The 24,393-nt window shown below is 64.7% G+C and carries 24 protein-coding genes; 12 read left to right on the forward strand and 12 right to left on the reverse strand.

Going from position 1 to position 24,393, the window contains the following annotated elements; translation table 11 throughout:
* The first annotated feature begins 40 nt into the window (after positions 1-40).
* The 6 genes from E1956_RS10665 (at position 41) to E1956_RS10690 (ending at position 6,990) form a co-directional block, all read left to right on the forward strand.
* Positions 41-1,555, forward strand: a complete 1,515-nt coding sequence (locus E1956_RS10665) for an HD domain-containing phosphohydrolase (protein WP_134748688.1) — start codon at positions 41-43, stop codon at positions 1,553-1,555.
* A 152-nt stretch (positions 1,556-1,707) separates the two neighbouring features.
* Positions 1,708-2,829, forward strand: a complete 1,122-nt coding sequence (locus E1956_RS10670) for an alkene reductase (RefSeq protein ID WP_134748690.1) — start codon at positions 1,708-1,710, stop codon at positions 2,827-2,829.
* 37 nt (positions 2,830-2,866) lie between these two features.
* Positions 2,867-3,832 (forward strand): D-2-hydroxyacid dehydrogenase family protein, encoded by a 966-nt coding sequence (locus tag E1956_RS10675; RefSeq protein ID WP_134748692.1) that lies wholly within the window; start codon positions 2,867-2,869, stop codon positions 3,830-3,832.
* Between the two features lie 48 nt (positions 3,833-3,880).
* Positions 3,881-4,765 carry a LysR substrate-binding domain-containing protein gene (locus tag E1956_RS10680; protein ID WP_134748694.1) on the forward strand — a complete coding sequence of 295 codons (885 nt, stop codon included), beginning with the start codon at positions 3,881-3,883 and terminating at the stop codon, positions 4,763-4,765.
* Between the two features lie 126 nt (positions 4,766-4,891).
* Positions 4,892-6,211, forward strand: a complete 1,320-nt coding sequence (locus E1956_RS10685) for an MFS transporter (RefSeq protein WP_232071096.1) — start codon at positions 4,892-4,894, stop codon at positions 6,209-6,211.
* Positions 6,212-6,237: 26 nt separating this feature from the next.
* Entirely contained in the window at positions 6,238-6,990 is a 753-nt protein-coding gene (locus E1956_RS10690) for a maleate cis-trans isomerase family protein (protein WP_134748698.1), read from the forward strand.
* A 43-nt stretch (positions 6,991-7,033) separates the two neighbouring features.
* On the opposite strand, the gene E1956_RS10695 is transcribed toward E1956_RS10690, so the two are convergent.
* Entirely contained in the window at positions 7,034-8,467 is a 1,434-nt protein-coding gene (locus E1956_RS10695) for an aminotransferase-like domain-containing protein (RefSeq protein WP_134748700.1), read from the reverse strand.
* A 96-nt stretch (positions 8,468-8,563) separates the two neighbouring features.
* Here E1956_RS10695 and E1956_RS10700 point away from each other — a divergent pair, with 96 nt between their 5' ends.
* Both E1956_RS10700 and E1956_RS10705 read left to right on the forward strand, forming a co-directional pair.
* Positions 8,564-9,865: a pyridoxal phosphate-dependent aminotransferase gene (locus E1956_RS10700; RefSeq protein ID WP_232071098.1), complete on the forward strand. Its 1,302-nt coding sequence runs from the start codon at positions 8,564-8,566 to the stop codon at positions 9,863-9,865.
* 10 nt (positions 9,866-9,875) lie between these two features.
* Positions 9,876-10,751 (forward strand): PhzF family phenazine biosynthesis protein, encoded by an 876-nt coding sequence (locus tag E1956_RS10705; RefSeq protein ID WP_134748702.1) that lies wholly within the window; start codon positions 9,876-9,878, stop codon positions 10,749-10,751.
* Between the two features lie 43 nt (positions 10,752-10,794).
* Here E1956_RS10705 and E1956_RS10710 read toward each other — a convergent pair whose 3' ends face one another.
* From E1956_RS10710 to E1956_RS47530, 4 genes are all read right to left on the reverse strand, one after another.
* Positions 10,795-11,127 (reverse strand): DUF1493 family protein, encoded by a 333-nt coding sequence (locus E1956_RS10710; RefSeq protein WP_472802076.1) that lies wholly within the window; start codon positions 11,125-11,127, stop codon positions 10,795-10,797.
* Positions 11,127-11,255, reverse strand: a complete 129-nt coding sequence (locus E1956_RS47955) for an STM2901 family protein (protein WP_472802077.1) — start codon at positions 11,253-11,255, stop codon at positions 11,127-11,129. The genes E1956_RS10710 and E1956_RS47955 overlap by 1 nt, the downstream gene beginning before the upstream one ends.
* 303 nt (positions 11,256-11,558) lie before the next feature.
* Positions 11,559-12,035 carry a Fur family transcriptional regulator gene (locus E1956_RS10715; protein ID WP_134748706.1) on the reverse strand — a complete coding sequence of 159 codons (477 nt, stop codon included), beginning with the start codon at positions 12,033-12,035 and terminating at the stop codon, positions 11,559-11,561.
* Positions 12,036-12,392: 357 nt separating this feature from the next.
* On the reverse strand, positions 12,393-12,932 hold the full coding sequence (locus E1956_RS47530) for a DUF6515 family protein (protein WP_335929949.1): 540 nt from the start codon (positions 12,930-12,932) through the stop codon (positions 12,393-12,395).
* Here E1956_RS47530 and E1956_RS46085 point away from each other — a divergent pair.
* Complete coding sequence (locus E1956_RS46085) at positions 12,840-13,040, forward strand: hypothetical protein (protein ID WP_167759947.1); 201 nt, start codon at positions 12,840-12,842, stop codon at positions 13,038-13,040. The genes E1956_RS47530 and E1956_RS46085 overlap by 93 nt on opposite strands.
* Here E1956_RS46085 and E1956_RS10730 read toward each other — a convergent pair.
* A complete protein-coding gene (locus E1956_RS10730) occupies positions 13,022-13,927 on the reverse strand; it encodes a DUF2092 domain-containing protein (protein WP_167759995.1) in 906 nt (301 codons plus the stop codon). The two genes, E1956_RS46085 and E1956_RS10730, sit on opposite strands and share 19 nt — an antisense overlap.
* Positions 13,928-14,299: 372 nt before the next feature.
* Between E1956_RS10730 and E1956_RS10735 the strand changes: the two genes are divergently transcribed.
* Positions 14,300-15,502, forward strand: coding sequence for a CaiB/BaiF CoA transferase family protein (locus tag E1956_RS10735; protein WP_134748710.1), 1,203 nt, complete (start codon positions 14,300-14,302; stop codon positions 15,500-15,502).
* Positions 15,503-15,504: 2 nt separating this feature from the next.
* On the forward strand, positions 15,505-16,392 hold the full coding sequence (locus E1956_RS10740; RefSeq protein ID WP_134748712.1) for a citryl-CoA lyase: 888 nt from the start codon (positions 15,505-15,507) through the stop codon (positions 16,390-16,392).
* Positions 16,393-16,443: 51 nt separating this feature from the next.
* On the opposite strand, the gene E1956_RS10745 is transcribed toward E1956_RS10740, so the two are convergent.
* A complete protein-coding gene (locus E1956_RS10745; RefSeq protein WP_134748714.1) occupies positions 16,444-17,199 on the reverse strand; it encodes an IclR family transcriptional regulator in 756 nt (251 codons plus the stop codon).
* A gap of 259 nt (positions 17,200-17,458) precedes the next feature.
* Here E1956_RS10745 and E1956_RS10750 point away from each other — a divergent pair, with 259 nt between their 5' ends.
* Positions 17,459-18,892 (forward strand): cytochrome c peroxidase, encoded by a 1,434-nt coding sequence (locus E1956_RS10750; RefSeq protein WP_134748716.1) that lies wholly within the window; start codon positions 17,459-17,461, stop codon positions 18,890-18,892.
* 67 nt (positions 18,893-18,959) lie between these two features.
* Here E1956_RS10750 and E1956_RS10755 read toward each other — a convergent pair whose 3' ends face one another.
* The 5 genes from E1956_RS10755 to E1956_RS10775 form a co-directional block, all read right to left on the reverse strand.
* Positions 18,960-19,982 (reverse strand): LacI family DNA-binding transcriptional regulator, encoded by a 1,023-nt coding sequence (locus E1956_RS10755; RefSeq protein WP_134748718.1) that lies wholly within the window; start codon positions 19,980-19,982, stop codon positions 18,960-18,962.
* Between the two features lie 96 nt (positions 19,983-20,078).
* Positions 20,079-21,182 (reverse strand): ABC transporter ATP-binding protein, encoded by a 1,104-nt coding sequence (locus E1956_RS10760; protein WP_134748720.1) that lies wholly within the window; start codon positions 21,180-21,182, stop codon positions 20,079-20,081.
* Positions 21,183-21,195: 13 nt separating this feature from the next.
* The gene (locus tag E1956_RS10765) at positions 21,196-22,128 is read right to left on the reverse strand and encodes a carbohydrate ABC transporter permease (RefSeq protein ID WP_134748723.1); all 933 of its coding nucleotides are present in this window, start codon (positions 22,126-22,128) and stop codon (positions 21,196-21,198) included.
* Positions 22,125-23,081, reverse strand: coding sequence for a carbohydrate ABC transporter permease (locus tag E1956_RS10770; protein ID WP_134748725.1), 957 nt, complete (start codon positions 23,079-23,081; stop codon positions 22,125-22,127). Before E1956_RS10770 ends, E1956_RS10765 begins: the two co-directional genes overlap by 4 nt.
* A gap of 7 nt (positions 23,082-23,088) precedes the next feature.
* Positions 23,089-24,330, reverse strand: a complete 1,242-nt coding sequence (locus tag E1956_RS10775; RefSeq protein WP_134748727.1) for an ABC transporter substrate-binding protein — start codon at positions 24,328-24,330, stop codon at positions 23,089-23,091.
* Between the last annotated feature and the right edge of the window lie 63 nt (positions 24,331-24,393).

Genomic DNA, 24,393 nt, shown 5'->3' on the forward strand with positions numbered 1-24,393 from the left:
TAGTCGCGAGCAATGAGGCTCGCCATGTTTCGGTGGATCCATGAACGGGAACGAAAACACACCGGCTGAACGCGCGCAGGTTCGCGCATACGACGCCATCAGGGCGCTCGCGTTTGTGGGCGACCTCAGCATGGGGCAGCCGACCGATCATTCGCTGCGCACGGCCTGGCTGGCCGCACAGCTTGCCCTCGCGGCAGGCGAGGGCGACGCGCTCGCCGCGACATCCGCGCAAGCCGCGCTGCTGCGGTGGTCGGGCTGCACGGCGAACGCAGCGGGCTTCGCCGATATGCTCGGCGACGACGTGGCCGGCCGCGAGGCGATGCTGGCGCAGCGGCAGGGCTGGGCGCAGCCGCTCGAACGGCAAGGCATGGAAGGTGAAATTAAGGGCGCGATTCGTCCGCTCGCGCAGATTCACTGCGAGGTCTCGGGCGAAGTCGCGCGAATCCTGCACCTGACGACAGAGACCGAAGCGGCGCTGCGCCATATCTTCGAAGCGTGGGATGGCAGCGGCATGCCCGACGGCCTCGCGGGCGCGGCAGTGCCGCGCGCGGTCTATGTGGTGTCGTTGGCTGGCGACCTGGACATCCTCAGCCGCGTCTACGGTTTGCCCCAGGCGCTCTCGCTGATCGCGGCTCAGGCCGGCACGCGCTACCCGGCGGATCTGGCCGCGCTCGTGGCCAGGCATGCGGCACACTGGCTGGAGGGACTGGCGACGCGGGAGCCCGCCGGGCTCGACGAGTCGATTCAGACGCCCCAGATGCTGGCAACCACTTCGACCGAACTGATTGCCGATGTCATCGACCTCAAGCTGCCGTGGATGACCGGCTACTCGCGCGCGGTCGCCCGCGCCGCGGCTGCCTGCAGTGCGCGGCTCGGCGCCGATGAAGCGAGCGAGGCACGCGTCTACGCCGCGGCGCTGATTCACGGCATCGGCCGTGCCGCGGTGCCGAATGTGATCTGGAATTCGCCGGGGCGCCTCTCCGCTGCCGAGTGGGAAAAGGTGCGTCTCGTGCCGTACTGGACCGCGCGTGCCGGCAAGCAAACCGGCTCGCTCGCACAGGCGGCGGAACTCGCTTCGTATGCGTACGAGCGGCTCGACGGTTCCGGCTATTTCCGCGGTGCAGGCGGGCAGGCGTTGTCGCCCGAGGCGCGCATGCTGAGTGCCGCGGTTGCGTTCGTCGCCCTCGGTGAGAAGCGGCCCTGGCGCGACGCGCTAACGCCCGGCGAAGTGACGCAACGGCTGCGCAGCGAGGCGAACGAAGGCCGCTTCGACGCCGAAGTCGTCGAAGCGCTGATCGATGCGCGCGATGCCCCGCCGCGCGCCACACACGCCACGCAGGCCACACGCACCCGGCAACAGACGCTCCGGCTCTCCGCGCGCGAGACCGACGTGCTCCGTGCAATCAGCCGCGGCGCCAGCAACAAGGAAGCGGCGCGTGCGCTCGACCTGAGCCCGAGCACGGTGCGCACGCACGTCGAAAGCGTGTTTCGGAAGCTCGAATGCTCGACGCGCGCGGCTGCGACGTTGAAGGCGTCGGCGCTCGGGCTGCTGTAGGCAGGCGCTGCTGGCCCGGTTAGATCCCTGGCACCGTATCCGGAAAAGACAATGTCGATTGACATTGACTTTGCGGGGCGATCACACCTAAACTCAATGTCGATCACCATTGTGATTGGGTGAGCCCGTCAATGTCATACGAAAGGAAAGTCATGCATCCGGAAAGCAACCAGCCCTTGCTCACGCCAATCCGTCTGGGCGACCTCGATCTGCGAAACCGCATCGTGATGGCGCCCCTCACGCGCATGCGCGCGGCCAACCCCGAGCTCGCGCCCAACCGTCTGCATGCCGAGTACTACGCGCAGCGCGCGTCGGCGGGGCTGATCATCAGCGAAGGGGTGTTCGTGAGTCCGCAGGCGGTGGGTTGGGCCGACGTGCCGGGTCTGTGGAGCGACGCCCAGGTGCGTGGCTGGCGAGTCGTGACAGACGCGGTTCACGAGGCCGGCGGGCGGATCGTTGCGCAGCTCTGGCATACGGGCTCGCTAGGACACCCCGATTTCCACGGCGGCAACGCGCCGCCCTCCGCCTCGGCTGTCAATCCGCTGCAGCAGAGCGTGACCACGCAAGGCAAGAAGGACACCGTGATTCCGCGCGCCATGGAGAAGGATGAGATTCGCAGGACAGTTGCGAATTTCGGTCATGCTGCGCGCCGCGCCATCGAGGCCGGTTTTGACGGCGTGCAGATTCAGGGCGGTTACCACTATCTCTTCAATCAGTTCATGAACGTGCGCACCAATCTGCGTACCGACGAATATGGTGGCTCAGTGGAAAATCGCGCGCGCTTGCTGTTCGAAGTGCTGGAAACGGTGGCCAATGCGGTTGGCGCTCATCGCGTTGGCGTGAAAACCGGTCCGGCGACATCGGAAACGGGCGCTTTCGTTTCCACGGACGAAACGCTTGCGACCGCCGAATACGTGATTGGCCGTCTCGACGAATTCGACCTCTCGCACTTGCTGCTGATGGGCGCGATGGCCGATCTCCGGGCGACACCGCTTGCTGCACTGGCCGGCGACGGCATGTTCCAGCATTTCCGCGAGCGCTATCGCGGCAAGATCATCGCGAACGTCGATATCGATCGCGCACGCGGCAACCGATTGATCGAGGCGGGTCTCGTGGATATGGTCGCGTTCGGTCGCCCCTTCATCGCCAATCCGGATCTGCCGGCCCGCTTCGCGAGCGTTGCGCCGCTAGCGGAGCTAGACTGGCCGAATGTGTATGGCGCGACGAGCGCCGGCTACACCGACTATCCGGCGCTGGCTGCCGCAACGGCATGAGGCAGGGTGCGCACACCACAAAAGGAGAGGCTGTGCCATGAACGATTCACTCCCGGTCAAGGTTGCGATTCTTGACGACTACCAGAACATCGCGCTGCGCGAGGCCGATTGGTCGCCGCTGGAAGCGCGTGCGGAGATTACCGTCTTCACGGACCACCTTTTCGAAGTCGACGAAATCGCCAAACGGCTCGAGCCCTTCGACGTGGTGTGCGTGATGCGCGAGCGAACCGAGCTGTCGCGCGAGCTGATCGAGAAACTGCCGAACCTGAAGCTGATCGCATCGACGGGACCCGCCAACGCCGCGATCGACGTCGAGGCGGCCGCGGAGCATGGCATTGAGGTCCGCCACACGGGCTACTCCTCGACGCCGACCATCGAATTCACGTGGGCGCTCATTCTCGCGATGGCACGCAATATCCCTCTGGAGAACGAATCGTTGCGAAGTGGCGGCTGGCAGGTGTCGCTCGGCACGGAGCTGGCCGGCAAGACGCTGGGCCTGCTGGGGCTAGGGCGGATCGGCTCTGCCGTGGGCGTGATCGGCCGTGCGTTCCGGATGAACGTCATTGCGTGGAGCGAGAACCTGACGCCGGAGCGTGCCCAGGAAAAGGGCGTGCAGCTGGTCGACAAGGAAACGCTCTTCACCACATCCGATTTCCTCTCGATCCACGTCCGCCTGAGCGAGCGCACGCACCACCTCGTTGGGGCTGCGGAGCTGGCGCAAATGAAGCCGACGAGCCGGCTCATCAACACGTCGCGCGGCCCGATCGTCGACGTAGCCGCGCTTGTCGATGCGCTGGAGGCCGGGCGGCTGGCCGGTGCTGCGGTCGATGTGTACGACCGCGAGCCGCTCGATGCCAACCATCCGTTCCGCACGCTGCCCAACGTGCTTGCGACGCCGCATATCGGCTATGTTGCGCGCGAGCTCTATCGCACGTTCTATGGCGACACTGTGCGCAATATCGTGGAGTGGCTCGACGCACGCCCATCCTCGGGGAAGGCTTGACGTGCAAGGCAGGTTCCCCGCTGGCGATCGCCGCGCGTGGAGTGCGTCTTGAAGCTCGATCCGTTGTCGCTGCGGCTCTTCATCGCCGTTATCGAGGACGGCACGATCGCCAGCGCCGCGGCGCGCGAACATATTGCCGCGGCGGCCGTGAGCAAGCGGCTAAGCGAGCTCGAGCAGATGCTCGGCACCCAGCTGCTCGTGAGAACCAACAAGGGCATCACGCCGACCGCGGCCGGCGTGAACCTTTCGGTGCTGGCGCGCGAAGTGCTTGACGGCTTGAACGATATCGTCGCACGCATGCGGGACTTTTCGGACGGCCGACGCGGCACGGTGCGCGTCTTCGCCAATATTTCGGCCATTGCCACCTTCGTGCCGCCGCTCGTCAAGTCCTTCAACGAGCGCTATCCGGAAGTGCATATCTCGCTTCAGGAGCACGACAGCCTGACGATTACCGAAGGCATCGCCAACAATCTGGCGGAGATCGGCATCTTCACCTATCTGCCGCACAGCGCCGATATCGAGGTGTATCCGTTTCGAACCGACGAACTCACGGTCATCGTGCCGGTAGGGCACGCGCTCGCCGATCGCGACGAAGTCACCTTCAGTGAGACACTCGATTACGAGCATGTCGTGCTGCGCGCCGGCACGCATCTGCGCTTTCAGATGCTCACGGCCGCAGGCCGGCATGGCAAATCGCTTCGCGCCAACGTCGAGGTGTCGTCCTACGATGCGTTGTGCCGCATGGTCGAAGTTGGCGTGGGCATTGGCATTCTGCCCGCCGGCAATGCCGCGATCTATCATCTCCCGGGAACCCGCACGCTGAAGCTCGCCGAGCCGTGGGCAACGCGCGAGCTCTTCATCTGCGTGCGGCGTGTGGATGCGCTATCTCCCGTCGCGCGTCTCCTCTTCGATCACCTTCGTTCGCATTCCTGATCGGTTTTCCAGACTGGATCCTGCCATCGCGGTTGACGATGGCAGGCTCGCCAATGACTGATATACACCGATTCAGCGCCTCACTACGATACGAGACATTCGATCGAGAAGCGAATGGAGGAGCAAGTGAAAACAGCGGAAGTCACAGGGCGGGTCGCAAACCAGCCCACCGAAGCGCCGGGCCAACTCTCGCGTACCGGACGCCTCGTCAACCTGGGCGGGAGCTGGGGTGCATGGCTATTCGATGCGCTCGATGCCACGATCTTTGGGTTCATCATCCTTTCCGTCGCGCACACGTTCTCTGCCACGCTGCGTGACGTCGTTTCTACGGTTGCCTGGTTTCTCCTCGCGACCGGCATCGGCGGATTCTTGCTCGGCAATGTCTCCGACAAGATCGGCCGCAAGCGCACGTTGCTGATCTCGGTCCTGACCTATGGCACGGGCACGCTGCTGTGCGGATTCGCGCATAGCCTGACCGAGCTGAATGTGTACCGGTTTGCCGTGGGGATCGGCGTGGGGGGCCTATGGTCGGCCGCAGTCGCACTCGTGAGCGAAATCTGGCCAGCATCGGGCCGGGCGAGAGCCATCTCGCTCCTGCAGACCGGCTGGTCCGGCGGCAGCCTGCTGGCCGCAATCTTCGCGTGGAGTTTTCTCAACGCGAACGATCCCGAATCGTGGCGCCGCCTCTTCATCCTTGCGTCGATTCCGGCTTATGCGATGGGCGCCATCATTCTCCTGTTCGTCAAGGAATCCCCGGTCTGGCTGGCCAACCGGGAATTTCTCCGGCAAAACGCGAAGAAGGCTTCGCTCACGCAGATCTTCGCGCCGCAATACCGGCGCACGACGCTCATCGCGCTGGTGATCTCCATCCTCGGCATGTTCGGCTACTGGATCATCACCACGTTCACGGCCACCTATCTTCAGAGTGTGCTGCATGTGCGCGTGGATGAAGCGCCGGTATTCCTCGTGTGGACGGGCATTGGCGCAACGCTGGGCTACCTCTACTACGGCGTTCTCGCCGAGCGTTACGGCAGGCGGCGCGCGTTCGCGGCCTTCTTTGTGGGTGTGGCGATCGCGGTGCCGTTGTTCGCCTATGGCGTGACGATGATCCCGCTGAGCCACGGCAAGCTCGCCATGACGGCGGCCAACATCCTCGTCATCGGGTTGCTCAGCGCCGCGCTGGGATTTTTCACAGGCTATTTCAGCGGATTCGGTGCGTGGTACGCGGAGTTGTTTCCGACCAGCGTGCGCTCGACGGCCGCCGGCTTCTGCTTCAACTTCGGCCGGGTGGGCGCGATTGCCGGCATCAAGCTGGTGCCCGCCCTGATGCCGTTCATAGGGTTCACAAAAACGTACTGCATCGCTTCTATCGCTTATGTGTGCGCCGCACTGCTCGTGTTTGCCCTCCGCGAGACGCGGGGTGTCGAACTGACGAGTGGCAATTGATGACTTCTGTAAAGGTGGATTTTGAAATGAAGCACTATCGGATTGGTCAAATCGTACCGAGCTCCAACACCACGATGGAGACGGAAATTCCCGAAATGCTGACGTCGCGCTACGGACTCTTCCCCGAGGAGCGCTTTACGTTCCACTCGGCGCGCATGCGGATGATGCACGTGACACCGGAGGAGCTGCGCAAGATGGACGTGGACAGCGACCGCTGCGCGCTCGAGCTCAGCGACGCGCGCTGCGATGTGCTGGCGTACGCCTGCCTCGTCGCCATCATGTGCCAGGGCGCCGGCTATCATCGGCAGTCCGAGGCACGTTTGAAGAAGGTGGTGGAGGGCAATGGCGCGCCAACCCCGATCGTGAGTTCCGCCGGCGCGCTGGTGGAGGGGATCAAGACGATGTGGTTCAAGCGAGTGGCGATCATTACGCCGTATATGAAGCCCCTGACGCAGCAAGTCATCGACTACATCGAGAGCGAAGGCATCGAGGTGACCGATTCCATCAGCCTCGAGGTCGCGGACAATCTCGAAGTGGGACGCCTCGATCCGGCGAACCTCGTTGCGCATGCGGATCGCCTCGATATCGGCAACGCGGACGCCGTCGTGCTGTCGGCATGCGTGCAAATGCCTTCGCTGCCCTCCATTCAGACGGTTGAGGATCGGCTCGGCAAGCCCGTTTTGTCGGCGTCCGTTGCCACGGTCTACCGGATCCTCAAGACGCTCGGGCTGAAGGCGCAGGTGCCGCAAGCGGGGTATCTGCTTTCCGGGCGATTCTGACGATTGCTTGGAACGGCGGGGCGGCTATGGAACACCCTCGCACTCAGCACGCGAGCAACGCCTGCGCGAGCCGCCCCAGGCGGCGCACACCGTCTTCGATTCGATCGTCCCAGACGTGCGCCGCGCTCAGCCGCAGGCAATTGCGAAAGCGCCGGCTCGCGGAAAAGACGTCGCCAGGCACAAAGCAAATGCCTTGCTCTAGCGCCTTGTCGAAGAGCGCGCGCGAATCGAAATGTTTCGGCAGTTCAAGCCACAGGAAGAAGCCGCCCGCAGGCCGGCTGACTTTCGTCTCAGCCGGGAAGCTTGCTTCGATCGCACGTGTCATGCGCGCGACGTTCTCCGCGAACATGCGGCGTATGCCGCGCAAGTGCGCTTCGTAGGCGCCGGTTTCCAGAAAATCCGCGATCGCCACCTGGGGCAGGACGGCACAGCAGAGGCTGAACGCGAGCTTGCGCTCCAGCACCGGTTTTGCATAGGCACCTGCCGCAATCCAGCCGACCCGGTATCCCGGCGCCAGGCTTTTCGAAAACGAGCTGCAATAAATCGTATTGGCGCCGCCGTCGAGCGCGATGAATGGCTTCGGCCGCTCGCGGCTAAAGTAGATATCGCCATAGACGTCATCTTCGATCAGCGGCACGGCATGTCGCGCGAGCAGGGCGAGGAGCGAGCGCTTGCCGGCCTCGGCCATGGTCGAGCCGAGCGGATTATTGAAACTCGAAGAAAGCACACAGGCTGCCACCGGCTCCCTTTCGAGCAGGCGCGCGAGTGCGTCGACATCGATGCCGTGCTGCGGATCGGTCGGCAGCTCGAATGCCTTCAGGCCGAGCACTTCGAGTGTATGCAGGAGTCCCATGTAAGTGGGCGATTCGATGGCAACCGTATCGCCCGGCCCGGCAACGGCGCCAAGCGCGAGCGTCAGCGCTTCGGTGCACCCGCCAGTGACGAGCACGTCGTCGGGCGATAGCGCATGCCCGAAACGCATTGCGCGCTTGGCGATTTCGCGGCGCAGACGCGGTTCGCCACGCGGCGGGCAATAGACGTTGTAGCGCGAGCCGTGTTGCCGGGCAGCACGCGCGAGTGCGGAGTCGAGCCGCGTCGATTGCAGCAGGTCCGCGTCGGGCACCGCACAGCCGAGCGGCACGAGCGCCGGGTTCGACGCATGCTCGATCAGCGCCGCGACCGCTCCGCTGATCGACACCGTCGAGGCTTTCGTGCTCGCGCGCGATGTCGAGGGCAACGCGAGCGCGCCGCTACGCGCTGCCGCGACGTAAAAGCCCGACTGCGGCCGCGCGACGAGGACGCCGCGGTCTTCGAGCATACGGAAGGCCTGCAGCACGGTGGAAACACTGATGCCGTGCTGCTCGCTGACCGTGCGCACGGAGGGCAGGCGCATGCCCGGCGCGAGCGCGCCGTTCTCGATCATGCCGAGGATGAGCTCGGCCAACTGCTCGTAACGGTGCAGGGTGGGCGTGTCCATGAGAGGGCTCGTTCGTGACGCAGGATGGTGACGATTATCGATGCGGTACGTGCCGCTCGCCAAGCGAGATTGTGTTGGTCCAATCAGTCGTAAATTGTGACTGTTACGGTCGGCCCGTTGATGCCAGGATGTGCATGTGCCAGCCACATCGACGCAACCGCCGAACGACTCGCAATGGACCGTCCAATGGAATATTCAGATCAGCTGCAACGCACAGGCACGACGGCGCTTCAGGCGAATGGCCAGGCGTGGCGCGGCCGGTTTCCTTATAACGAGATCATTTCACTGCTCGACGTCAATCGACCGTTCAACCTCGCGGAGAGCACGTCTCAAGACCTGACGGTTGGCGAGTTGCTCGATTTGGCCGGTCTCGACGGTATCCGCGATCTGAAGCTCGGCTATGGCACATCGGCCGGTTCGGTCGCGCTTCGCGAGGCCATTGCCGAGGCCTGCAACGTGCCAGCCGGGCACGTCATCACGACACAAGGCACCGCGCTCGGACTCTTTCTGCTCGCTTTTGAAGTCTGCCGTCCCGGCGACGAGGCCGTGCTCGTGACACCGTGCTTTCCGCCGAGCCGCGACTGCCTGCTCGGCGCTGGCGTGAGCGTCCGCGAGGTCCGGCTATCGTTCGAGCACCGCTATCGGCTCGATCTGGAACAGATCGACGCCAGCCTGTCGCCGAAGACGCGCCTCGTGAGTCTTGCTTCGCCACAAAATCCCAGTGGTGTTCAGACCTCTCGCGCAGACATTGAAAAGCTTCTTGCCTTGATGGAGCAGCGCTCGCCGCAAGCGCTGCTTTTCATCGACGAAACCTATCGCGAGGCCGCCTACGGCGAAAACGTCGTGGCAGAGAGCTTTGCGGGGCTCGACCCGCGTATCGTCACCGGCGCTTCGGTATCCAAGGCGCTCGGCGCACCGGGCCTGCGTACCGGCTGGCTCACGGTGGCCGACGCCGACCTGCGCTCGCGTCTGCTTGTCGCGAAGATGAACACCGTTATCTCGGGTTCCGTGCTCGACGAGACGCTTGCCACAGCGCTGTTGCGCAACAGGGGCAGCGTGCTCGCATCGCGCCGCCGGTTGCTGACCCGCGCCCTTGATGAACTGGCGCTCTGGTGCGAGAACGAACGCGATCGTGTCGAGTGGGTGCGGCCGGACGCCGGCGCACTGTGTTGCATACGCCTGCGTGCCGATGGGTTCGACGATGCTGCTGTCGCGCGCTTTTGGGATCTGCTCGCAAGCCATGACTTGCAGTTGGCCTCTGGAACCTGGTTTGGTGAAAGCGAACGGGTATTCCGGCTGGGCTTTGGCTATCTGCCACCTGAGCGTCTCGGCCCCGCATTGGCCGCGCTTTCGTCTACCCTGGACAGAACGGAGCACTGTACAGTCCTAAAATTATGAGGATGCCAAAATGAAGCGATCGTTGAAAGTTGTCGATGTCTTCACCCGCCAACCGCTGTTGGGCAATCCGGTTGCAGTGGTACTGGACGCTGAGGGTTTGGAAACCGACGCGATGCAAGCCATTGCGCGCTGGACGAACCTGTCCGAAACGACGTTTGTCCTTCCGCCCACGACAGCCGGGGCCGACTATCGCTTGCGGATCTTCACACCGCGTAGCGAGCTTCCCTTTGCTGGGCATCCAACGCTGGGGAGTGCCCATGCCATCCTGGAAGCTGAGCGTGTTTCGCCTCGCCAGCGCGGCCGATTGATCCAGGAATGCGGTACGGGTCTTGTTGAATTGACTGTGGAGGGGCAGGGCGCCGAACGTCAACTGACGTTCGGCCTGCCGCCTGCGAAGCTGGAGCCGCTGCACGCGGCGGATATTGCAGCCCTGGAACGCATCCTCGGGTGCAAGGTGGACAGCAAGACGGCGCCTGCCACCGTCAACGTTGGCCCCATCTGGACTATCGCGCAGTTGGGCGACGCCACCGCCGTCCTCGATCTGCGGCCGGATTTCGCGAGCCTGGCGCAATTCGAGCGCCGCCTCGGCGTCACGGGCCTGACCGTGTTTGGCGCTTATGAGCGGGGAGACGCGGCAATAGAAGTGCGTAGCTTCGCGCCGTCCTCCGGGGTGGAGGAGGATCCTGTCTGCGGCAGCGGTAATGGCAGCGTGGCGGTCTTTCAGTGGGAGCGAGGCTTGTTGCCGCCCGGCGGTACAGATTACGCGGCCGCGCAAGGGCGTTGTGTCGGTCGAGATGGACGAGTCAGGGTCAACGTGGATGCAGATGGCAAGGTACGCATTGGAGGTTCTTGCGTCACGTGCGTCGATGGGGCCCTGACGATCTAAGCTGGATGACCTGGCAGCCATGGAGTAAACGGCAGGCGGTGTGTTACCCGTTGTGCCTTGCTTCCAGCGCCTGTGAGTCCCATCGGCCTGACGCCACGGCATCGGCAAGCATCCCGACCGTAACAGGCACGCGGGTGAGCGCTTCGCGCCTTTTCCTGGACAGAAGGGTGATGAGCGACAGAATGATGCCGGACCCTTCGTTCACGAAATAGCGATCAAAGCTGAAGTCGCCAATATCGACCTTGAATGCGTCGAAGAACTTCTCCATGAACGCTTCGGCCTCGATACCGCTCACACCCAGGTCGTCCTCGAGCTTTGTGTCGGCGGTGATCGGCTTGCGCTTTGAGGCGCCGGTTGTCGCGCGAACAAAATCCACTAGTCGAGATAGCTGCGAGCCACACGCGAAGCGATCGATGTGCCTTTTGTAGTGCCCATTGGTTTGCGCCGTGTTGGCAGGAGCGGCCAACCGACGATGACCGCCGATAGTCCAACGAGATCGTCAATGCCGAGCTGAGCCGTGCCTCGGTCACGGCCTGGATGACCTTGAAGCGGTCCAGTTCGCGCATGCTTGCCGTGATCAACTCACGTCCGTTCATGGTTCGCCTCTGGTCGACGCCTCGCGTGAGCGTGCGCTTCAACTAGGGCAGGAATCGGACATTTCTAATGAGCCAGAACCGGACATTTCAAAAAAGCTGTAACATGTAAAACTTCGATAATTTGTGTTATGTTAAATTAGAAATTACGGTAGCTACCCTAGCCACCAGCCCAAACAACTCCCATCCAACCTGAGCCCACCCGCAGCCAGTTTCACTCCGCGCGCCGATCCACCCCGTGCAACGCCCCCGTACGCCGTACGGCCGAATCCAGCGACGCCTCGCATTGCGCACAGCGCCCGAAGATCACAAGGCTCGCGCTCGCGTAGCGAAATTCGCGCGCGGCGGCAATGGCCTCGTGCTGCGATTCGAGTGCGCTGTCGTCGATATCGCGAATCGTGCCGCAATCGCTGCAAACCAGATGCGAATGGCGTGTGCCGCGATTGAGTTCGTACACGACGCGCTGCTCGCCAATCCACGCGCTCGAGATCAGCCCGGCCTCCAGCAACTGCGCTAGTGCGCGGTAGACGCTCGCGAGGCTGCATTGCTCGGTCTCGGGTGGCACGCGCCGAAAGACCTGGTCGGCGGTCAGGTGCTCGTATGGAAATTCATGAAACAGCTGCAGAACCGCGACGCGACTCGAGGTCGGGCGCATGCGGGCACGTTTCAGATCGGCGTAAATCGCTTTCATTCCATCGGCACATTATTTCAGACTTAGCCGACAGTCTCGTCGCCGGGAGCTTAAGGCTTGCTTAAGTCCCTTCGACCTCCAAGCGATTAGGCAATGCCCTTGTCCATGCGGCCGCTGCATGCCACGGCGCAACGGCGCAACGGCAAAGACGCTAATGGTTCGCATTCGCAAGATACCGGCGCCCCGCCCCGCGCGCTTGTTTGCGTCGTCGAACATTCGGGTCAATCAACGCATGACAACGCCGCCAGGCGCCGATCGCGTCTGTCGCGTCCACCGCAAATTCGACGTCCCGGTCATCGGCAATGACCGGGACATGTCGCATGGAGCCGCTTTGCCCCTACGCGCCGGCTCGCACGACTATGGCGCCGGCACGACGACGTATTGCACCTGCGTGCCGATGTACTGGGGCTGATACCAGGTCGCGCCGCATTGCTCGTATGTCGTGCCGCCGACCACCACCGCGCTGCACGAAGGCGGCAGGGTCGCAACCATCGAGCCGACCACCGCCGCGGTCACGCCAACGGTGACGGCTGCCGCGACCGGATCGACGTACCACCCGCCGCCCCAATACGGCGGAGGTGGAGGCGGTGGAGGTGGCGGCCCGGGCGGATGTGGTCCAGGACCAGGCGGCGGTCCCGGTGGTGGCCCCGGCGGATGCGGCCCAGGACCAGGCGGCGGTCCCGGTGGTGGCCCCGGCGGATGCGGCCCAGGACCAGGCGGTGGTCCCGGTGGCGGCCCCGGCGGATGTGGCCCAGGACCGGGTGGTGGCCCTGGCGGATGCGGTCCCGGTCCAGGTGGTCCGCCATGAAACTGTTCACCGCCGCCATTGAAGCCAGGCCGCGTGAGCTGCCCGCCGCCGAAATTGCCGCCCATAGGATGAATGCTGGTGCGCGCCATGCCGCGGAACGCGAGCGCCGCGGGCGAAGCCAGCACCATCGATGCAACGAGGCTCGCGGCGATCGCCCGCTGTGCGTGATTCACCTTCCTCATTCCGCCTCCTCGTAAGGCGGACGATCCGCAGGCTTGAGCTCGATTTGTCGCGCGCCGGGCCGCGGATGAAACACGAATGTCGATGCCGGGAAGGCCACATTGAGCTTCCAGTGATACGTCACTTCATGGCGCGGACGCGTCGGCTGGGTCGTATCGGTGATGATCATCTTGCACGGCAGCGGTCGCCGCCCCGCCTCGATCCATAGCTCCCAGTCCGCGCCCGCCTGCCGGTAGGCGTAGTGTGTGCAGCTGCGCGTGTCGACCTTCTCCACGCCGAGCGTTTGCGCCGAGCTGATTGCAGCGTCGTCCGACTTGCCGTTGCCCCAATAGAACAGGTCGACGAGCGGCGCCTCGATGTGCCAGTTGGCGGCCAGATCGTGCACGAGCCCGTCGAGCGTGGGGGGCGCGTCGTGCCGCGCATAGTAGCCCTTCTTTTCATTGAAGATCGTGAAGCGATGACCGTCGTAGACGAGGCCGCGCACATTGCCATTGCCGGTGATGTCGGCGCGCATGCGATCGGGCCACTTCACCTTGAGCACGGCGTGACGCAGGAGCGCGGCGTTCTGGCCGTTGTCGAGCACGACGTCGGTGGAGGTGTCGGCGTCCACCTCGAAGCTACGCAGTGTGCGCAGATACTCGCCCATGGCGTCGAGCGCATCGGTTGCGCGCGCATCGACATCGGGTGTGCCACCCTCACCGCCTTGCCCGCCCTCGCCCGGCCCGATGCCGAGGTCATTGAGCGGCGACGGCACGTTCGACTGCGCGGGCACAGGCTCGCCTTGCGATTGCTGATGAGCGCAGCCTCCTAGCACGACAGCGCCCATGAGCGCCACGCAGGCCGAGGTGGCGAGCGTGGCCGGCAACGCTCGCGCAATGACTCCAGGGAAGACTTTTTTGTTCACATCGTCTCCTGACTGAAAGGTCGTCGGTTCCGGCCGCCGATTCGCGGCCTGCCGCATTGCCCTGCGCCCTCCCAGCGCAAGCTGGCAATGGTCAGCGAAGCATGGAGATGATATTGCTAATGCTTCGTACGATTGAGCTTACCAGTGGCTGGCCGGTCGTGACACGAATGCGCCACCCCGCGCGGCCGCGCCGATGCTTTCGTATGCAACGTGGTGACACCGTGGACGCGGGCACCTCGCGCTCCGTGAAATCCCTGGGCCGATGCTCGAGACGGCCCGCGCTATCATCCGCTCACGTTTTATAGAACGTCGTTCTGTCACACAGAACGACACGACTGCGATACCCTTTTCCCTTGCTCAGGAGGCGCCACAGTGAACCAGCTGCCTTTAGCCGGCGTGCGCGTTCTCGACTTGTCGAACGTGCTCGCGGGGCCATTCTGTGCGTATCAACTGGCCCTGCTAGGTGCCGACGTCACCAAGATCGAGCACCCGGAAGGCGGCGATCTCGCGCGCCGCCTCGGCGCCGACAAGGAGGCCGCCGCGCGCAACATGGGCGCCTCGTTCGTGGCGGTCAACGCGGGCAAGCGCTCGATCACGCTGAACCTGAAGGACACGCGCGGCAAGGCGATCTTCTTCGATCTCGTGAAAGACGCCGACGTGCTGATCGAGAACTTCCGCCCCGGCGTGATGGATCGCCTGGGCCTTGGATATGATCAGTTATCCGTAATGAATCCGCGTCTCGTCTATTGCGCGATCTCCGGCTTCGGCGATTCCGGCGAGCTCTCGCCGCGCCCTGCCTACGATCAGATCATCCAGGGCATGGCGGGCGTGATGAGCGTGACCGGCGACGCGGAAAGCGCGCCGCTGCGCGTAGGCTATCCAGTGTCGGACACGGTGGGCGGGCTCACCGCGGCGTTTGGAATTTGCGCGGCGCTTGTCGAGGCGCGCACGTCAGGGCGCGGGCGGCGCCTCGACGTTTCGATGCTCGAAGCCACGCTCGCGACGATGGGCTGGGTCGTCTCGAACTATCTGAACGCAGGTGTGGAGCCCACGCCCATGGGCAACGAGAATTTCACCGCGGCGCCCTCGGGCACGTTCAGGACCGGTGACGGTCTGCTGAACATCGCTGCAAACGAGACGCGCCAGTTCGAGAGCCTGTGCGAGGCGATCGGCCGCCCCGACCTGCCGCGCGACGCCCGCTTCGCCGCGCGCCATCTGCGCAAGCAATATCGCGCCGAACTGAAGGCCGAGATCGAGGCCGCGCTCGCGGGTGACAGCGCCGCGAACTGGGAGGCGCGTCTGCTCGAACGCGGCGTACCGGTGGGCCGCGTGCTCACGGTGCCACAGATTCTCGCGCATCCCCATCTGGCCGAGCGGCGCTTCGTGCGCGAGTTCGCTGCCGCAGAGGGCGAGGCCGCGCAGCGAGTGACGCGTGCGGGCCTGCGTCTCTCGGACGGCGACGCCGCGCCCGCCACACCCGCACCCACGCTCGGCGCGCACACGCGCGAAACGCTCGCGCAGCTCGGTTATGACGCCGCGCAGATCGACGCGCTGCATGCACAAGGAGTCATCTGACCATGTCCACGACGAACGACGCATCGGGCCAGCCCTCATCGTCACCCCCATCCGCCGCGCACAACGCCGATCTCGCCGCGCTATGCGCCGATTACTGGCGCACGTCGATCATCGACATTCATCCGGGGTCGATCGCCGTGCGCGGCTACCCGATCCAGGAGCTGATCGGCCGCGTGAGCTTCCCGCAGATGATCTGGCTGATGCTGCGCGGCGACCTGCCCGGTGAAGGCGAAGCGTCGCTGCTCGAAGCGGCGCTTGTTGCTTCGGTCGACCATGGGCCGCAGGCGCCGTCGATTGCGATTTCGCGCATGGCGACGAGCTGCGGGCTGCCGCTGAATGGCGCGATGGCGTCGGCGCTCAACGCGCTCGACGATGTGCACGGCGGCGCGGGCCAGCAGGCGGTCGAACTCTATGAGGCGATTGCCCGGCTCATCGACGCGGGCAGCGAGCTCGAGGAGGCCGTCGAAGCGGGCGTGGAAGCGTTCATCGCGACGCACGGAAAGTATCTGCCGGGCTTCGGGCATCGCTTCCACCCCGTCGATCCGCGTGCCGGGCGGCTGCTCGAACTCGTGGATGCCCGCGTCGCGGCCGGCATCATCGGTGGACGCTATGCGCAAATTGCGCGGGCCATCGAAGCACTGCTGAAAAAACGCAAGGACAAGCCGGTGCCGATGAACATAGACGGCGTCACCGCCGTGATCTACGCGGAACTGGGCTTCGCGCCCGAACTCGCGCGCGGCGTGTTCTGCCTGTCGCGTGCAGTGGGCATACTCGCGCATGCCTGGGAGCAACGCGGGCGTGGCGAGCGCAACAAAGGGCCGATGCCGCGGCAGATCCCATACGCATACACGGGACCCCGCGAGCGCCATCTAGAACCCGACGGCACCTGAAACTCCTGAAACCAGCCGCCCAAACGCACAAGCGGCCCGCGCGCGAAGCGCTCAAGCGCCTGCCTTTTCGGCGCGCACGCGGCGTGCGGCACGCAGCACGCGCGAGTCGCCGCCCAGCGCGTCGGTGGCGCGCGCGGCGCAGTCGAACAGTGCATCGAGATTCGCGTCGATGAACGCGCGATCGATGCGCGAGCTCGGCCCGGCGAGCGTGAGCACGCCGCGCAATGCGCCGTGCACGCCGAACACGGGCATCGACACCCCTGCGGTTTCGCGTTCGCGCTCGCCAATCGACACGCAGTAGAAGTCCCGCCGCGTTCGCTCGAACGCCTCGCCCGGCTCGCCGCTGAACGCGAGCAAGGCCCGCCCGCCTGAACCCGTCTCCAGCGGCAGCACGTCGCCCTCGCGCACGTGATGGCGCACCACGTGTTTCGAATCGACGCGATGCAGGCACACGCGCACCGCATTCTCACGCACGTAGAACGATACGCTCTCCCCGCTCGCTTCCATGAGCTCGCGCATGAGCGGCAACAGGATGTCGCCCAGATTGAGGCTGCGTTGATAGAGCGCGCCGAGCGCGAAGGTGGCGGGCCCGAGTTGATAGCGGCCGTCGTCGAGACGCACGAGCAGCCGATGCTGGATCAAGGCGCCGGCAAGGCGCAACAGCGTGCTCTTGTAAAGGCCGGTGCGGGCCGCGAGTTCGGCGAGCGTGAGAGCGCCGTCCTCGGGACGAAACGCGAACAGGATGGCGCAAGCGCGGTCGATGACAGCGACGCCTTCTTCCTTTTTGAGCGGACGATCCGCGGACATGACGATGAGTGCCAAGAGGGAAACGCAGCCGATTTTACGCGTTTCTCGCGTGAGCCACGATTGCTGTTCTGCGTTGTTCGGCCCCATCCGCTCGCCGGATGAAACGTCGTGTGGCTTGATATGCCGCAATGGCTAGCACGCCGGGTATCGGTAGCATCGCACGCTGATCCGGCTGCGTGCCCTCGCCTCTGCTGCCGCCATGTCCCTGGGCATGTACGGGCCGGATATCCGCTCAGGATTCCCAGGTTCCCTACAACTCATGCCCACAATGAAAAAGATCCTCGTCGGCCTGGGCGCGCTTGTCGCGGCCGGCTATCTCGGCCTCAGTGGCATCGCCTGGTATCACGACACGCTCTACGCCGAAAGCGCGGCCGCAAAGCCCGCAGCGTCGGCCGACGCCACGCGCGTTCGCGACATCCTCAATCGCAACGCGTGCTACTACTGCCATTCGGCAAAGGCCGTCTTGCCGCCCTACGCCGCGCTGCCCGGGATCCGGCAGCTCTCGGAGTTCGACATCGACAAGGGCCAGCGATATTTCCGTCTCGACCCGCTGTTGAGCGCGTTGCGCGACGGCACGCCGCCCCCGCAGGCCGATCTCGCCAAGCTCGAACGCGTGGTGACGAACGACACGATGCCGCCGATGCGCTTTCGCATGGTGCACTGGCGTACCGGCCTGAACCCGCACGACCAGCAGACGCTGCTCACGTGGATCTCGCACGAGCGCAAGCGCTGGTATGTCACGCCCGGCGTGGCGCCGGCCTTCGAGAACGATCCGTTGCAGCCGTTGCCGCACACGCTGCCCTCCGATCCGCGCAAGGTCGCGCTCGGCATGCAGCTGTTCCACGACCCGCGCCTGTCCGTCGACAACTCCATCTCGTGCGCGAGCTGCCACTCGCTCTCGACGGGCGGCGTGGACAACCGCAAGCGCTCGCTCGGCGTGCGCGGCCAGCTCGGCGGCGTGAATGCGCCCACGGTGTTCAACGCGGCGCTCAATCACATGCAGTTCTGGGACGGGCGCGCCGCCACGCTGCAGGATCAGGCGGGCGGGCCTCCGCTCAATCCGGTCGAAATGGCATCGACATCATGGGATCAGATCGTCGGCAAGCTCAACGCCGATCCTGCGTTCGCCGAGGCGTTCGTGAAGGTCTACCCCGATGGCCTGAGCGGCCCGAACATCACCGACGCCATTGCCGAGTTCGAGAAGACGCTGCTCACGCCGAGCCGCTTCGATGCCTGGCTGCGCGGCAACACCGAGGCGCTGAACAGCGAAGAAGTGCGTGGCTATCAGTTGTTCAAGTCGGTGGGCTGCGCGAGCTGTCACGTCGGCGCGAATCTGGGCGGGCAGTCGTTCGAGCGCATGGGCCGGGCCGGGGATTACTTCGCTGCGCGCGGCGATGCGCTGACCGACGCCGACAACGGGCGCGAGAACGTCACGCACGACACGCGTGATCGCCAATGGTTCAAGGTCCCGGGACTGCGCAACGTGGCGCTCACGGCGCCGTATTTCCACGACGGCAGCGTGACGGATCTGCGTGAGGCGGTGCGCAAGATGGCGCAGTATCAGCTCGGCACCACGCTTTCGGATGCGGATGTCGACGCGCTCACTGCCTTCCTCAACTCGCTCACCGGCACCTATAGGCCAACCTTGTCGCCCGCTTCAGCGCCCTCGCCTGCGCTCACCGCGCAGCCGTGATCCGGCGCAGGCGGTGGCGCGCGTCTAAACGCCACCGCCCTTGCACGCTGCATCGCTTCAGATCGCTTCAGGCAAGTCGTGCGGGGTTCGCCCGCGCGACCGACGCGCGCATTGACACGCTCACGTCGAAGTTGCGCTCGATGTCCCAGTGCGTGCCGTAACACTGGTTGATGAGCCAGCGCACGGCATTGCGCGTGAGTTCGGCGGTCGGAATATGGACCGAGGTGAGCGCGGGCGCCATGTAGGCTGCCGAATAATCGTCGTCGTAGCCGATCACGGAGACATCGTGCGGAACCGCGATGCCGGCCTGCTGCAGGCGCGCGAGCGCCGACATAGCCATCGTGTCGTTCGCGCAGAACAGACCCGTGAAGCGCCGCTTGGAGTCGAGCAACTCGCCTGCCGCCGCATAGCCGCCCTCAGGCGAAAAGTCCGACATGACGAGTGGCACCGCTTCGCGCGCGATGCTATGACGCTCAAGCTCGGCGAAAAAACCGTCGAGACGCGCGAGGTTGTCCGAAGAACTCGCCGGTCCGCCAATCGCGGCAATCTCGCGGTGGCCGTGCTCGACGAGCGTGCGCGCGGCCAGCTCGCCGCCGTGAAAGTGGTCGGCGCAGAACGACGCTTCGGGCAAGCCCTCGAACACGCGGTTCAGGAAGGCCATGCGCGGATGCAGGGCGTGCAGCATCTCGAGGTCTTCGTCGTGCAGGTCGTGGCTGATCACCACCACGCCGTCGCAATCGCGGCCAATCAGAAAGCGCACGGCCTCGACGGCCTGCTCGCGCGGCGAGGCCTCGCCGCAGCCCGTCGCCACCACCACATGGCGGCCTACCGCACGCAATTCGGTATCGGTCTCCTTGAGGATAGTGCCGTAGTAGGAACCAAAGAAAGTCGGCACGAAAATGCCGATGATGCCGAGCGATTGCGTCGCCATCGCGCGCCCGATCGACGAAGGCCGGAAGTGGAGTTGCTCGATGGCGGCCTGCACGCGCGCGGCGGCCTCGGCCGATACCGGCCCCTTGCCGGAGATCGCCCGGGAGGCCGTGGAAAGACCCACGCCAGCCAGCGTTGCCACGTCTTTCAGGGTTGCCACTTCGTGTTTGCCCCTCTGCTTTTGTCGTTGCGTTTTTAACCGCGCACGCCTGGCCGTCGGCCTGCTTTCATCTGATGAATGGGCGTTCGGCAGACATCAGAGCCGCAGGCTGCTGGCCTCGTCGAACAGCGACACCTGCCCGGCGTCGATCTCGAACGGCACGCGTGCCCCGTTCGCGAGCGGGCGCTTGTCCTGGTCGATCGAAGCGATCTGCGAGCCATGATAATCGAGCCAGAGGACTCGGTGGTTGCCCATCGGCTCGACCAGCGTGACCTGGCCTTGCAGCGCCTCGCCCCCCGAGACCGCGTGCGCCGCGCCAGCGGCCCGCACGTCCTCGGGGCGCACACCGAGCACGCACGGCTTCGCGAGGTCGGGCGCGCCCTTGAACGCATAGTGCGAGACGTCGACCGAAAGGCGCGGGCCGCGGAACCACAGCTTGCCTTCGTCGGCTTCGAGCACTCCGCGCAGCAGGGTCATCGGCGGCGTGCCGAGGAAGGTCGCAACGAACAGGTTCTCGGGCTGTGCATAGACTTGCGCGGGCGTGCCGAACTGCTGGATCACACCGCCCTTCATGACCGCCATGCGCGTGGCAAGCGTCATGGCCTCGACTTGATCATGCGTCACGTAGATCATCGTCGCGCCCAGTTGCTGATGCAGTTGCTTGAGTTCGCGGCGCAATTCCGTGCGCAGCTTGGCGTCGAGATTCGAGAGCGGCTCGTCGAACAGGAACACGTCGGCCTCGCGCACCAGCGCACGCCCGATCGCCACGCGCTGGCGCTGGCCGCCCGAGAGCTGTGCCGGCTTGCGCGAGAGCAGCGGGCCGAGCTGGAGCATCTCGGCGGCGCGCTGCACGCGGCGCTCGATCTCGGCTCGGGGCGTGCCATTGATGCGCAGTGCGAACGAGAGATTGCGCTCGACGTTCATCGTCGGATAGAGCGCGTACGACTGGAACACGAGCGCCACACCGCGGTCTTTCGGGTCGGCCCATGTCATGTCCTCGCCGGCGATCTCGATGCTGCCGTCGGCCACGTCGATGAGGCCCGCGATGCTGTGCAGCAAGGTGGATTTGCCGCAGCCCGAAGGACCGAGCAGCACGACGAATTCGCCCGCGCGCACGTCGAGGTCGAGATCGTCGATCACCGTGTTCACGCCAAGCTCGATGCGCAGGTTGCGCACCGCTACGTTTGCCGGATGCGTCATCGTCTGTCTCCTCTCACTTCACCGCGCCCGACGCGATGCCGCGCACGAACCAGCGGCCCGACACGAAATAGATCGCGAGCGGCACGAGCGAAGTGAGGATCGTCGCGGCCATGTTGACGTTATAGAGCCGCTCGCCCGTGGTGGTATTGATGATGTTGTTGAGCTGCACGGTCATCGGCAGATTCTTCGTGCCCGCGAAAACGAGCCCGAGGATGTAGTCGTTCCAGATGCCCGTGACCTGCATGATCAAGGCGACCACGACGATGGGCGCCGACATCGGCAACATAAGCTGCACGAAGATGCGCCAGAAGCCGCCGCCGTCGATGCGCGCCGCCTTGAAGAGCTCCTGCGGCAGCGCCGCATAGTAGTTGCGAAACAGCAGTGTCATGACCGGCATGCCGAAGATCGTATGGATGATCACGATGCCCGGCAATGAAGCGAACAGATGCACGGTGGCCAGCACGCGCACGAGCGGGTAGACCATCACCTGCACGGGAATGAACGCTCCCGCGAGCAGCACCGCGAACAACACGCCCGCGCCGCGCGGCCGCCAGAACGACAGCGCGTAGCCGTTCACTGCGCCCACTGCGATCGAGATGATCGTGCTCGGCACGACGATGCGCACCGAATTCCAGAAACCCACGCGTATGCCCGCGCATTCGAGGCCCGTGCACGCCGACGACCAGGCGTCCTGCCACGGCGCGAGCGTGAGATGACGCGGCAGCGCAAGCAGATGGCCCATGCGGATCTCGTCCATCGGCTTGACCGACGTGACGAGCATCACGTAGAGCGGCAGCAGGAAGAAGAGCGCCGCAATAATCAGGAATCCATACACACCAAGACGCGCGGGCGTGAAGTGGCGCCGCCGCCTGGGCGCTGGCTTGCGGCGTACTGCGCCCGTTGCACCCGCGCCGGCACCGGACGGATCGGCCAGCGGCGCGCTCATGTGCGCTCTCCCCTGCGCGCCGCCATGGCCGAAACGCGGCTGCGCGCATAAAGCACCGGCGCGAGGATGGCCAGCACGGTGGCGAGCAGCACGATCGAGGCTGCGGACGCGAGCCCGATGTTGGCGCGATTGAACAGGTAATCCATGATGAACTTGCCGGGCACTTCGCTCGCGGTGCCGGGACCGCCTTGCGTCATCGCGACCACGGCGTCGTAGAGCTTCACGACCATCACGAAGAGCAGCACGAACGCCGTGGACATCGAAGTCTTCAACATCGGCACGACGATGCTCGCATAGACGCGCCAGCGCGGAATGCCGTCGAGGCGCGCGGCCATCCAGATCTCCTCGTCGATCCCGCGCAGCCCCGCGAGCATCAACGCCATCACAAGGCCCGAGGCCTGCCACACCGTCGCGATCACGAGCGTATAGATCGCGAAGCGCTGCGAGACGATCCAGTCGAAGTGCGCGTGCGCGAAGCCCATGTGCCGGAGCACGGCCTGCACGCCCAGCTCGGGATTGAGGATCCATTGCCAGACGAGCCCGGTAGCGACGAACGACATCGCATACGGATAGAGGAAGATCGTGCGCAGCGCGCCCTCGGCCGCGACGCGCTGGTCGATGAAGATCGCCAGCAGCAGGCCGATCGCGAGACAGGCCGCGATGAAGCAGACGCCGTAGATCGCGAGGTTTTGCAGCGAGACGATCCAGCGGTCGTTCTCGAAGAGGCGCACATACTGCGTCGCGCCGGCGAAGGTGTTCGTCGGCAGCGAGCGCGAGTAGCTCATCGAGACACGCGCGGTCCACAGCATCGTGCCGAGATACGCGAACACGACCGTGACCGCCATAGGCAGCAGCGCGATCCATGCGGCGAGCGACCAACGCCGCGAGCGGCGACCCGCGTGCGCCTGGCGACGGGCTTGCCGCTTCGCGTGACCCAGCTTTGGCGCGTACATGGGCCGCCTAGCTCTTGATCGCGTTGGCGAACGCCTTTTGTGCATCATCGACCGGCTGGTTCTTGTTCCAGAAGTTCGTGATGACGTCCTGAAGCGCGCCTTGCACGTCAGGCGTAATCAGCATCTCCGGGTTCGGCAGCTGGCGCGACTTGTCCTTCATGATCGCCATGCCCTCCTTTGCGCAAACGTCGAAGCCCGAGGTATCCACGTCCTGGCGGATCGGTATCGAGCCCTTCTTCTCGCTGAAGGCGGCCTGCGCCTTCGGCGAGGTCATGACCGTGGCGAGCAGTTGCTGCGCTTTCACGGCTTGCGGATTGTCCGTCTTCGGAAACACGAACGCATCGCCCGCGACCATGTACGGCGAATTCGGAAAACCGGGGAAGCAACCGAAATCCTTGCCCGCCACCTGGTTCGCGTTGGAGAACTCGCCTTTGGCCCAGTCGCCCATGATCTGCATGCCCGCCTTGCCCGAAATCACCAGTGCCGTCGCGTCGTTCCAGTTGCGGCCAGGCGAGCCCGGATCGACGTAGTTGTGCAGACGCTTGAACGTCGTCAGCACGTTTTTGAACGCCGGCGAATTGACGGCATTCGCGTCGTGGTCGCGGTACACCTTCATGTAGAGATTGCGGTCCATGTCGGCAAAGATCGCGTCGAAGGTGATCTTCTCCTGCCACGGCTGGCCGCCGAGCGCGAGCGGGATCAGGCCCGCTGCCTTGAGCTTGTCGAGGTCGGCGAAGAGTTCGTTGAAGTTCTTCGGCTCGCTCGCGATGCCGGCTTTCGCAAATGCCGGCTTCGAATAGAAGAACCAGTCCTGCATGTGGATGTCCACGGGCGCCGCGTAGAAGTGCCCGTTCACCTTGATCTGGTTGAGCACCGATTCGGGCAGGATGCCGCTCCAGTTCTCTTTGGCCGCAACCGTATCGACATTATTCAGGAGTCCCTGGTCGATGAGGTCGTGAAACTGCTTGGACGTGTTGAATTGCGCCGCGGTGGGCGGATCGCCGCCGACGATGCGGTTGATCGCCGTGGCACGCGCCTGGTCCGCGCCGGCAATCGCGTTGTCGACCCACTGGCCGCCCGCCTGGTCGTAGGCTTGCGCGAATTGCTTGATGGCGGCCGATTCGCCGCCCGAGGTCCACCAGTGAATCACGGTGGCCTTGAGCGGCGCGTCCGCTGCGTGGGCCACGGCGGCGCCGGCCAGGGCCAGCGCCGCGACGATGCCGCGCAAGACAAGTGCGTGTTGCTTCATTGCGTCTCCGGTTTGTCTGCTGATCGATGAAGCCAAACTCGCGCACCGGTATGGACAGCGCCT

The sequence above is a fragment of the Paraburkholderia pallida genome, from assembly GCF_004524855.1.
In the GTDB taxonomy this organism is placed as follows: Bacteria; Pseudomonadota; Gammaproteobacteria; order Burkholderiales; family Burkholderiaceae; genus Paraburkholderia; species Paraburkholderia oxyphila.

Bases quoted from the DNA above. Each gene is read 5' to 3' on its own strand.
- E1956_RS10665 (WP_134748688.1), top strand. From the start codon at position 41: ATGAACGGGAACGAAAACACACCGGCTGAACGCGCGCAGGTTCGCGCA.
- E1956_RS10670 (WP_134748690.1), top strand. From the start codon at position 1,708: ATGCATCCGGAAAGCAACCAGCCCTTGCTCACGCCAATCCGTCTGGGC.
- E1956_RS10675 (WP_134748692.1), top strand. From the start codon at position 2,867: ATGAACGATTCACTCCCGGTCAAGGTTGCGATTCTTGACGACTACCAG.
- E1956_RS10690 (WP_134748698.1), top strand. From the start codon at position 6,238: ATGAAGCACTATCGGATTGGTCAAATCGTACCGAGCTCCAACACCACG.
- E1956_RS10695 (WP_134748700.1), bottom strand. From the start codon at position 8,467: ATGGACACGCCCACCCTGCACCGTTACGAGCAGTTGGCCGAGCTCATC.
- E1956_RS10705 (WP_134748702.1), top strand. From the start codon at position 9,876: ATGAAGCGATCGTTGAAAGTTGTCGATGTCTTCACCCGCCAACCGCTG.
- E1956_RS10715 (WP_134748706.1), bottom strand. From the start codon at position 12,035: ATGAAAGCGATTTACGCCGATCTGAAACGTGCCCGCATGCGCCCGACC.
- E1956_RS46085 (WP_167759947.1), top strand. From the start codon at position 12,840: ATGAAACTGTTCACCGCCGCCATTGAAGCCAGGCCGCGTGAGCTGCCC.
- E1956_RS47530 (WP_335929949.1), bottom strand. From the start codon at position 12,932: ATGGCGCGCACCAGCATTCATCCTATGGGCGGCAATTTCGGCGGCGGG.
- E1956_RS10740 (WP_134748712.1), top strand. From the start codon at position 15,505: ATGTCCACGACGAACGACGCATCGGGCCAGCCCTCATCGTCACCCCCA.
- E1956_RS10745 (WP_134748714.1), bottom strand. From the start codon at position 17,199: ATGTCCGCGGATCGTCCGCTCAAAAAGGAAGAAGGCGTCGCTGTCATC.
- E1956_RS10750 (WP_134748716.1), top strand. From the start codon at position 17,459: ATGCCCACAATGAAAAAGATCCTCGTCGGCCTGGGCGCGCTTGTCGCG.
- E1956_RS10760 (WP_134748720.1), bottom strand. From the start codon at position 21,182: ATGACGCATCCGGCAAACGTAGCGGTGCGCAACCTGCGCATCGAGCTT.
- E1956_RS10765 (WP_134748723.1), bottom strand. From the start codon at position 22,128: ATGAGCGCGCCGCTGGCCGATCCGTCCGGTGCCGGCGCGGGTGCAACG.
- E1956_RS10770 (WP_134748725.1), bottom strand. From the start codon at position 23,081: ATGTACGCGCCAAAGCTGGGTCACGCGAAGCGGCAAGCCCGTCGCCAG.
- E1956_RS10775 (WP_134748727.1), bottom strand. From the start codon at position 24,330: ATGAAGCAACACGCACTTGTCTTGCGCGGCATCGTCGCGGCGCTGGCC.